The 10,315-nt window shown below is 71.6% G+C and carries 7 protein-coding genes; 2 read left to right on the top strand and 5 right to left on the bottom strand.

Annotated elements, in window-relative coordinates:
- Both acnA and OUY22_RS33380 read right to left on the bottom strand, forming a co-directional pair.
- Window positions 1-2,751: aconitate hydratase AcnA (acnA, locus tag OUY22_RS33385; protein WP_408638243.1), on the bottom strand; the 2,751-nt coding region annotated here is incomplete at its 3' end.
- Between the two features lie 136 nt (window positions 2,752-2,887).
- Window positions 2,888-3,616, bottom strand: a complete 729-nt coding sequence (locus OUY22_RS33380; RefSeq protein WP_270159266.1) for a metal-dependent hydrolase — start codon at window positions 3,614-3,616, stop codon at window positions 2,888-2,890.
- A 324-nt stretch (window positions 3,617-3,940) separates the two neighbouring features.
- On the opposite strand from OUY22_RS33380, the gene OUY22_RS33375 reads away from it, so the two are divergent.
- The gene (locus OUY22_RS33375; protein WP_270159265.1) at window positions 3,941-4,687 is read left to right on the top strand and encodes a PadR family transcriptional regulator; all 747 of its coding nucleotides are present in this window, start codon (window positions 3,941-3,943) and stop codon (window positions 4,685-4,687) included.
- A gap of 4 nt (window positions 4,688-4,691) precedes the next feature.
- A complete protein-coding gene (locus OUY22_RS33370) occupies window positions 4,692-5,237 on the top strand; it encodes a DUF1707 SHOCT-like domain-containing protein (RefSeq protein ID WP_270159264.1) in 546 nt (181 codons plus the stop codon).
- Window positions 5,238-5,241: 4 nt separating this feature from the next.
- Here OUY22_RS33370 and OUY22_RS33365 read toward each other — a convergent pair whose 3' ends face one another.
- The 3 genes from OUY22_RS33365 to OUY22_RS33355 form a co-directional block, all read right to left on the bottom strand.
- Complete coding sequence (locus tag OUY22_RS33365; protein ID WP_270159263.1) at window positions 5,242-6,642, bottom strand: sugar porter family MFS transporter; 1,401 nt, start codon at window positions 6,640-6,642, stop codon at window positions 5,242-5,244.
- 94 nt (window positions 6,643-6,736) lie between these two features.
- Window positions 6,737-9,208 (bottom strand): polynucleotide kinase-phosphatase, encoded by a 2,472-nt coding sequence (locus OUY22_RS33360; RefSeq protein ID WP_270159262.1) that lies wholly within the window; start codon window positions 9,206-9,208, stop codon window positions 6,737-6,739.
- Window positions 9,192-10,315: methyltransferase domain-containing protein (locus tag OUY22_RS33355; RefSeq protein ID WP_270159261.1), on the bottom strand; the 1,124-nt coding region annotated here is incomplete at its 5' end. The genes OUY22_RS33355 and OUY22_RS33360, both read right to left, overlap by 17 nt.

Genomic DNA, 10,315 nt, shown 5'->3' with positions numbered 1-10,315 from the left:
CACGTACTGCATGATGCCGCCGTGCCGGTAGTAGTCGGCCTCGCCGGGCGTGTCGATGCGCACGACCGCGTCGAACTCGACGTCACCGGCCCTGACGTGGACGGTGCCGGGGATGGAGCCCTCGTTGAGCGCCTCGACCCCGGTGATGTCGAACGTCTCCTCGCCGGTCAGGCCCAGCGAGTCGGCCGTCTGACCCTCCGGGAACTGCAGCGGCAGCACGCCCATGCCGATCAGGTTGGAGCGGTGGATGCGCTCGTAGGACTCGGCGATGACGGCGCGGACGCCCAGCAGCGCGGTGCCCTTGGCGGCCCAGTCGCGCGAGGAGCCGGAGCCGTACTCCTTGCCCGCCAGCACGACCAGCGGGGTGCCCTGGGCGGCGTAGTTGACCGAGGCGTCGTAGATGAACGACACCGGCGCGTCCGGCTGGGTGAAGTCGCGGGTGTAGCCGCCCTCGGTGCCGGGCGCGATCTGGTTGCGCAGCCGGATGTTGGCGAACGTGCCGCGGATCATCACCTCGTGGTTGCCGCGCCGCGACCCGTAGGAGTTGAAGTCCTTGACCTCGACCCCGTGCTCGCGCAGGTACTCGGCGGCAGGGGTGCCGACCTTGATGGAGCCGGCCGGCGAGATGTGGTCGGTGGTGACCGAGTCGCCGACCTTGACCAGCACGCGGGCGCCGGAGATGTCGGCGACGGGCTCGGGGTCGCGCGGCATGCCGTCGAAGTACGGAGGCTTGCGCACGTAGGTCGAGCCCGGGTCCCAGGCGAAGGTGTCGCCGGTCGGGACCGACAGCGACTTCCAGTGGTCGTCGCCCTCGAACACGTCGGCGTAGTCGCGCTCGAACATCTCCCGCCCGATGGAGGAGTGGACCACCTCGGCGATCTCGTCGGGAGCCGGCCAGATGTCGCGCAGGTAGACGGGCTGCCCGTCGGAGCCGGTGCCGAGCGGCTCGTTGTCGAGGTCGATGTCCATGGTGCCGGCCAGCGCGTAGGCGACCACGAGGGGCGGCGAGGCCAGGTAGTTCATCTTGACGTCGGGGTTGATGCGGCCCTCGAAGTTGCGGTTGCCCGACAGCACGGCGGTGACCGCGAGGTCGTTGTCCTGCACCGCCTGGGAGATCTCCTCCGGCAGCGGGCCGGAGTTGCCGATGCAGGTGGTGCAGCCGTAGCCGACCAGGTTGAAGCCGATCTTGTCGAGGTACGGCTGGAGGCCGGAGCGCTCGAAGTAGCCGGTGACGACCTGCGAGCCGGGCGCCAGCGAGGTCTTGACCCACGGCTTGCGGGTCAGGCCCTTGTCGACGGCGTTGCGGGCCAGCAGGGCCGCGCCGAGCATCACGTACGGGTTGGAGGTGTTGGTGCAGGAGGTGATGGCGGCGATGGCCACGATGCCGTGGTCGATCTCGAACGAGGTGCCGTCGGCGAGCGTGACCGGCACCTTGGTGTGCGGCCGATCGCGCTCCAGCTGGGTGGAGTGGGGCTGGTCGCCGTTGCCGTCGCGGCTGACCGCCGGGGAGTCGGAGGCGGGGAACGACTCGGCGGACGCCTCGTCGGCCGGGCCCAGGATGCTCGCGGCGTAGTCCTTGACGGCGGCGCGCCAGGCCTGCTTGGCGTCGGAGAGCGCGATGCGGTCCTGCGGGCGCTTGGGGCCGGCGATGGACGGCACGACGGTGCCGAGGTCGAGCTCGATGTACTCGGAGAACTCCGGCTCGGGGCCCGACGGGTCGAGCCAGAGGCCCTGGGCCTTGGCGTAGGCCTCGACGAGCGCGATCTGCTCCTCGGAGCGGCCGGTGAGCCTGAGGTAGTCGACGGTCTGACCGTCGATCGGGAAGATGGCGCAGGTGGAGCCGAACTCGGGGCTCATGTTGCCGATCGTGGCCCGGTCGGCGACCGGCACGGACGAGACGCCCTCGCCGTAGAACTCCACGAACTTGCCGACGACGCCGTGCTTGCGCAGGATCTCGGTGATGGTGAGCACCAGGTCGGTGGCGGTGGCGCCGGCGGGCAGCTTGCCGCTGAGCTTGAAGCCGACCACGCGCGGGATGAGCATGGAGATCGGCTGGCCGAGCATCGCGGCCTCGGCCTCGATGCCGCCGACGCCCCAGCCGAGCACGCCGATGCCGTTCTCCATCGTGGTGTGGGAGTCGGTGCCGACGCAGGTGTCGGGGTAGGCCCGCCCGTCGCGGGTCATCACCACGCGGGCGAGGTGCTCGATGTTGACCTGGTGGACGATCCCGGTGCCGGGCGGGACGACCTTGAACTCGTCGAAGGCCGTCTGGCCCCAGCGCAGGAACTGGTAGCGCTCGCCGTTGCGTTCGTACTCGCGCTGGACGTTGCGCTGGAAGGCGTCGGGGTGGCCGAAGTAGTCGACGATGACCGAGTGGTCGATGACCATCTCGGCCGGGGCCAGCGGGTTGATGCGGGCCGGGTCGCCGCCGAGGTCGCGCACCGCCTCGCGCATGGTGGCGAGGTCGACGACGCAGGGCACGCCGGTGAAGTCCTGCATGATGACGCGGCCGGGGGTGAACTGGATCTCCACGCTCGGCTTGGCGTTCGGGTCCCAGCCGCCGAGGGCACGGATGTGGTCGGCGGTGATGTTGGCGCCGTCCTCGGTGCGGAGGAGGTTCTCCAGGAGGATTTTCAGGCTGTACGGGAGGCGTGCAGCGCCTTCGACGGCGTCCACCCGGAAAATCTCATATGACGCGTCGCCGACGCGCAGCGTGTCACGGCTGCCGAAGCTGTTCGCGGACACGGTGATTCGCCTCCTCCATTGACGGTTGCTCAGTAAGAATCCTGCCGCACCACCGAAGCGTTCTTCACGTTAGGTGTGCCTAAGTCACCCGCGGCGGAAAGTCTCGACATCAAGATATCTCGAAAAGTATCTCGACATCAAGTTAAAGCGGGGCGAGCCGCCAGAAGAGCAGGCCGACGATGGCGACGGAGAGCACGGGGGCGAGGATCTTCTGCTCGAACTTCTTGCCGGTCTTGATGCCGATCTTCCACGGCAGCACGAACTTGACCGACAGCGGCCAGAGCACCGGGCACCCCCGCTCGGTCATGCAGTCGCCCACCACGTGCACCAGGGAGCCGATGCCCACGGCCAGCCCGAGCCAGGCGTACCCGACCCCCAGCGACAGGAAGACGGCGAAGAGCCCGGCCGTCATGCAGATGTCGACCATGGCGGAGGCGACCTTCTTGCCGGGGATGCCGATGCCGATCGCGCGTAAGGCCAGCCCGATCAGCAGCACGACCATGATGTCGCGGCCGATCGGGTAGGAGGCGGCCAGCCAGTGGGCGCCCAGCCCGCTCGCGACCGCGAAGGCCAGCGAGTGGGTGGCGCCCCGGTGTCCGCCGGCCAGCCACGACACGGCCTTGCTGAGCAGCCAGGTGACGGGGCCGAAGGTCTGCGCGATGGTGGCGCTGGGATGGTCGAGGTCGGGCAGCATGGCGGCGCCCGCGCAGATGATCGCGCCGGCGATGAGCTCGGCGGGGGTCAGCGCGGTGGCCATGATGCCGGTCTCGATGAACCGGGACGACTCGTTCAGCAAAGGCAGCGCGGCCAGTGGCGGTGCGAGCCCCAGCCAGGCGATGGCCCCCGTCAGCGCGTGCGTGTGCCCCATCATGATCGGGATGCTAGCGCCCCGGGCCCGCGTCCGCTCCGGCCGCCCGGGACAGGGTTGCGGACCCCCGGGAACGGTCCCGTCTCGGACGTTCCGGTCCCGGAACGTTCCGGAAATGCAGACGAGGCCGTATCCATCGGCGACAGCACCCCCCAGCCCTGCCGACGCGGAACGACCTCGTCTGATGGGAACAACGACGGGCCCTGCGGTCCTGTTCCCGCTCCTTCCCAAGTTCTTGGTGATCTGAGTCACTTGCCCGGATTCGTTGTCAGCGACATAGTGTCGATATATCGTAGAAGCATCGAGAGCCTTCGAGAGGAGTACGCGATGACGTCCGCACACGCCGCGGGAGGCCAGTGGCCCGACGCGCGCGAGCTGAAGAGGGCCCTGCGTGACACCGTCAAGGCCGTGGCCGAGGCGTTCGAGCAGGACCCCCCGCGACACCACGAGAGCCACGAGAGCCACGAACACCGGCACGAGCGCCGGCACCGCGGGCGCCGCGGCCCCGGACCGTTCCCGTTCGACTTCGGCCGCGGCCCGTGGGGGCCCGGCGGGCCGTTCGGTCCTGGCGGGCCGTTCGGCGGCGGCCACCGCGGCTGGGGCGGCAGGGCGCGCAAGGCCAAGCGCGGCGACGTGCGCGCCGCGATCCTCGCGCTGCTGTCGGAGGAGCCGCGCAACGGCTACCAGATCATCCAGGAGATCGCCGCGCGCAGCGAGGGCGGCTGGAAGCCCAGCCCCGGCGCCGTCTACCCGGCGTTGCAGCAGCTCACCGACGAAGGGCTGATCGTCGCGGAGGAGAACGAGGGCCGCAAGACCTTCCGACTCACCGAGGAGGGCCGGGCCTACATCGAGGCGCACGCCGACGAGGTGCGGGCCCCGTGGGACGAGATGCGCCCCGACATCGACGACAGCACGGCCGACCTGTGGGACACCGCGCGGCAGTCCGCCTTCGCGATGATGCAGATTCTTCAGACCGGAAGTGACGCGCAGATCCGCGAAGCGCGTAAGACTCTGGTTGAGACCCGGCGCAAGCTCTACCAGATCCTGGCCGACGGCGACCCGGACGAGGAGTGAAGCGATGACCCGGCCCGGCGAGAACGAGGCATCCGTGATGGATCGTGACGACCTCCGCGTCGGCGACGCCGAGCGCGAACAGACCATGGCCGCCCTGCGCGAGCACTTCGCCCAGGGCCGTCTCACCCATGAGGAGCTCGACGAGCGGCTCGACCAGGCGCTGGCCGCCCGCACCGTCCGTGACCTGACCCGCGTCACGGCCGACCTGCCCGGCCACGGCCCGATGCCCGGGGCCGGGCCCGCGCCCTTCCCGGGCCTGCCGCCCCTCCCCGGTCCGATGCCCTTGCCCGGTCAGGACCTGGGCTCGTGGCAGGAGGCGATGCGGGCGCACCGCAAGCAGATGCGGGCGGTCCGCCACCAGGCGCGGCTCCACGGGCGGGGGCCGATGCACCACCGCCGCCACCGGGGCCCCGGGCCGATCGTGCCGATCGCGGTCGCGCTGATGGCGCTGGTGCTGTTCTCGGGCGGCTTCGGCGTGCTGAAGTTCGTCTTCTTCGTCGTGGCCTGCGTGCTGATCTACAAGTTCGTCAGCGGCCGCCTCCGGAGGTGACGGGCTATCCCATCTCCTCCAGTCTCCGGCCCTTCGTCTCCTTGATCCATTTGAGGACGAAGAGGAACGACAGCACCGCGAAGAACGCGTACATCGCGTACGTGAGCGGCAGGTTCCACTCCGACAGCGCCGGGAAGCTCACGGTGATGGCCCAGTTGGTCAGCCACTGCGCCGCCGCCGCCACGCCCAGGGCGGCGGCGCGGATCCGGTTGGGGAACATCTCGCCGAGCAGCACCCAGACCACCACGCCCCACGACAGGGCGAAGAACAGCACGAACAGGTTCGCGGCGACCAGCGCGATCGCCCCCTGCGGGCCGGGCAGCGCGACCGAGCCGTCGAGCGGACGGGCGGCGCTGAACGCCCAGGCGGCGGTGCCCAGCGAGAGCGCCATGCCGGCCGAGCCCATGAGCAGCAGCGGCTTCCTGCCGATCTTGTCGACCAGGGCGATGGCGATGAACGTGCCGATGAGGTTGATGACCGAGCTGGAGAAGCTGATCAGCAGGGACTGGGACTGGTCGATGCCCACCGACTGCCACAGCACGGACGAGTAGTAGAAGATCACGTTGATGCCGACGAGCTGCTGGAACGCCGACAGGGCGATGCCGATCCAGACGATGGGCAGCAGCCCCAGCGTCCCGCCGCGCAGGTCTCTCAGCGTCGGCCGGCGCTCGGACTTGAGCACGTCCTGGATCTCCCGTACGCGGGCGTCCAGGTCGGCGTGCTCGCCCTCGACCTCGGCCAGCACCTTCCTGGCGGCCTTGGGCCGGCCCGCCATGACCAGGTAGCGCGGCGACTCGGGGATCGACGAGGCGAACAGCAGGTAGAGCAGGGCCGGTACGACGCAGGCGCCCAGCATCCACTGCCACGACTGCAGGCCCCACAGCTCGTTGTTCACGTCGCCGCCCGCGAGCCGGACGAACACGTAGTTCACCAGCTGGGAGGCGGCGATGCCCAGCACGATGGCGAGCTGCTGGAACGATCCGAGCCTGCCCCGGTAGGCGGGCGGGGCGACCTCGGCGATGTAGGCCGGGCCGAGCACCGACGCCATGCCGATCGCGATGCCCGCCAGGGCGCGCCACAGGGTCAGGTCCCAGACGGCGAAGGGCAGCGCCTGGCCGACGGAGCTGACGGCGAAGATGACCGCCGCGATCTGCATCGTGCGCGTGCGTCCCCACCGGTCGGCGAACCCGCCGCCGAACCAGGCCCCCACGGCGGACCCGAGCAGCGCGACGGCCACCACGAGGCCGATCTCCACGCTCCCCACCTGGAAGTGGTTCTGGATGCCCACGACGGCGCCGTTGATCACGGAGCTGTCGTAGCCGAACAGGAAACCGCCGACCGCCGCCGCCGCGGCGATGAAGATGACGTGGCCGAGGTTCTCCTGCCGGGTGTGCTGGGTAGCCATGCGTTCCCTCCCCTGGACGGGGAGGCAACTACCCGCGCACGCCTGCTTCAGCGCCGTGATTACCGTTTCTCGCCCTAACCCGATCTCCCCCCAGTCACAACCGGGGGTCCACGGGCTCCGACTCCAGCGCGAGCACCGCGAACACCGGCTCGTGCACCCGCCAGCCCGGCTCGCCGTCCGCGAGCCGCGCCAGCGCCTCCAGGCCGAGCGCGTGCTCGCGCAGCGCGAGCGAGCGCTTCTTGCCGAGGAAGCGCCTGCGCAGCACGCCGAGCGACTCGGTGTAGTCGGGGCCGTAGATGATCCGCAGGTACTCGCGGCCCCGGACCTTGACGCCCGGCTGCACCCGCCCCTCCACGTGCGCGGCGGGCTTGACCACCATGCCCTCGCCGCCCGCGGCGGTCAGCGACTCCCACCAGGCGACGGCCTCGGCCCGCGACTCGGCCGAGTTCAGCGTGACGAAGACGTGCCGGGTCCCGGTGATGATCGGCGCGGTGAGCGCGGACAGCGTCTCCAGGTGCCAGGCGTGCGGCTCCAGCGCCGTGGCCCGGCCCTGGCAGGCCAGGATCTGGAAGGGCGCGACCCGTACCCCTTCCAGGCCGTCGACCGGCCAGCAGTAGCGCGCGTAGGCGTCGCGGAACAGCGCGGCGTTGCCGGCGCGGCGGCGGGTGCGGTCGAGCAGCTCCGCCACGTCCAGCCCGCGCCCGGCCGCCGACTCCAGCGCGGCGACCGCGTGGGGCAGCGCGGCCCGGGCGGCGGCGCCGACCGACGCGTACTGGCGCCTGATCAGCTCGCCGGCCTTGGCGGACCAGGGCAGCAGCTCGCAGTCGAGCGCCACCCAGTCCGAGCCGAGCGCGTCCCACAACGGCTCGCAGGCCGCGCGGAGCCGGTCGACCAGCGGCGCGGTGTCGGCGAAGAACGGCCGGCCGGTGCGGGTGTAGACGGCGCCGGCGCTGCCGTCGGCGACGCCGAACCGCTCGGCCGCGACCTCGGGCGTCCGGGCGAGCACCGCCACGGCCCGCGAGCCCATGTGCTTCTCCTCGCACACCACCCGCTCCACCCCGGCGGCCGCGAACTCCTCGAACGCCTCGTGCGGGTGCTCCAGGTAGCCGTCGAGCGCGGACGTCTCCGGCGGCGCCATGGTCGGCGGCAGGTAGATCAGCCAGCGCGGGTCCACCGCGAACCGGCTCATCACCTCCAGCGCCGCGGCGGCGTTCTCCTCGCGCACCTTGACCCGGCCGCCGAACCTGGTCTCGACGTGGCGGGTGCCGCGCACGTCGTCGACGGACAGCAGCTCGGGATCGCGCACGGGCGCCGCCAGCGGCTTGACCGGCTCGTACCAGACCCGCTGGGCGGGCACCTGGACCAGCTCCCGCTCCGGGTAGCGCAGCGCGGTCAGGCTGCCGCCGAAGACGCAGCCGGTGTCGAGGCAGATCGTGTTGTTGACCCACTCGGGCCGCGTGGTCGGGGTGTGACCGTAGACGACCATGGCCGTGCCGCGGTACTCCTGCGCCCACGGGTAGCGGACCGGCAGGCCGTACTCGTCGGTCTCGCCGGTGGTGTCGCCGTACAGCGCGAAGGCCCGCACCCGGCCGGAGGCGCGGCCGTGGTAGGCCTCCTTGAGCCCGGCGTGCGCCACCACCAGCCGCCCGCCGTCGAGCACGTAGTGGCTGATCAACCCGTCCATGAAGGCCCGCGCCCGCTCGGCGAACTCCGGCGGCTGCGCGGCGAGCTGGTCGAGCGACTCGCGCAGGCCGTGCGCGACCTTGACGTCGCGGCCGGCCAGCGCGCGCACCAGCTTGGCCTCGTGGTTGCCCGCGACGCAGATCGCGGTGCCGGCCTCGACCATGTCCATGACCAGGCGGAGCACGCCCGGCGTGTCCGGGCCGCGGTCCACCAGGTCGCCGACGAACACGGCGGTGCGGCCCTCGGGGTGCGTCGGCCCCGCCGGGCCGTGCCGCCAGCCGAGCTTGTCCAGCAGCGCCTCCAGCTCGGCCCGGCAGCCGTGCACGTCGCCGATCACGTCGAACGGGCCGGTCAGCTCGCGCCTGTCGGTCCAGGCCTTCTCGTACGCGACCGCGGCGCTCTCGATCTGCTCGACGCCGCGCAGCACGTGCACCTTCCTGAAGCCGTCGCGGGAGATCTTGCCCAGCGAGCGGCGCAGCTCCTTGCGCTGGCGGATGACGACCCGCGCGCCGAAGTCGCGGTCCGGCCTGAGGGCGTTGCGCTCGACCGCGACCTCCTCGGGCACGTCCAGCACGATGGCGTCGCACAGCACGTCGTGCCGCCTGGCCAGGTCGATGAGGCTCTTGCGGGCGGCGTACTGCACGTTGGTGGCGTCCACGACGGTGAGCAGCCCGCGTGCCAGGCGCACGCCGACGATGTGGTGCAGCAGGTCGAAGGCGGCCGGGGTGGCGGCCTGGTCGTTCTCGTCGTCAGAGACGAGGCCGCGGCAGAAGTCGGACGAGATGATCTGCGTCGGCTTGAAGTGGCGCGCGGCGAAGGTCGACTTGCCGCTGCCGGAGACGCCGACGAGCACCACCAGGGAGAGCTCAGGAACGCTGATCACGGGTGAACACTCCCATCTGGGTGGGCGGGCCGAGCTCGGGGTCCTCTTCGCCGACGGGCCGCAGCTCGACGCGGTAGCCGTGACGCTCCCCCACGCCGCGGGCCCAGGCGGCGAACTCGGCGCGGGTCCACTCGAAACGGTGGTCGGGGTGGCGCAGGCCGGTGAGGAAGGCGTAGCGCGGGTTGTACTCGACGTTGGGGGTGGTGACCACGACGTGGCCGGGCCTGGCGTGGCCGAACACGACCTGTTCGAGCGCGGCCAGGCGCGGCGGGTCGACGTGCTCGACCACCTCCATGAGCACCGCTGCGTCGTAACCGGCCAGGCGCGCGTCGGTGTACGTGAGCGCGCCCTGGAAGAGCGTGAGCCTGGCGCGCTTGGCGTCGGGCATGCGCTCCAGCTTCAGCTTGCGGGCGGCGATGGCGAGCGCCATCGCCGAGACGTCCATGCCGGCCACCCGGGCGAAGCGCGGCCTGGACAGCAGCGCGCCGACCAGCTCACCCTGGCCGCAGCCGAGGTCGATCACGCTGGTCGCGCCGAGCTCCTCCAGGGTCCGCAGCACGGCGGCCCGCCGCTGAGCACTGAGCGGCGCCCGCTTCTCCCCGAGCGCGCCGGGGACCTCGTCCCCGGAAGCGCCGGACGTGCCGGCACCGCCGCCAGCCACGCCATGGGCGTCGTCACCGGTGGCGCCGTGCGCCTCGGCCTCGGCGGCGGCGGCCTCGTCGGCCGCCGTCTCCCCCTCCGGCGCCTCCTCGGCGAGCGCGGGCTCCAGCCTCTCCTCCGGCTCGTCGCCCAGCTCGGCCAGCCGGGCCAGCGCGGTGCGCGCCAGCGCCCAGCGCCGCCCCAGGTAGCGGCGGGTGATGAGGCCACGCTCCGGGTGCCCGTACAGCCAGCCCTCCCCGGCGCGGACCAGCTTGTCGATCTCGTCGGACGTGATCCAGTAGTGCTTGCCGTCGTCGAGCACCGGCAGCAGCACGTACAACTGGTTGAGCGCGTCGGCGAGCCGGACCGTGCCGGACAGCTCCAGCCGCACGTACCGTGAGTCGCCCCACTCGGGAGAGCCCTCGTCGAGCGGCACCGGCAGGGCGCTCACCCGCCAGCCGAGCGGCG

Source organism: Nonomuraea corallina (assembly GCF_027620315.1).
Classification (GTDB): Bacteria; Actinomycetota; Actinomycetes; order Streptosporangiales; family Streptosporangiaceae; genus Nonomuraea; species Nonomuraea corallina.
The sequence above is the reverse complement of the archived record's forward strand: the minus strand, read 5'-3'. Positions and strand labels throughout refer to the sequence as shown.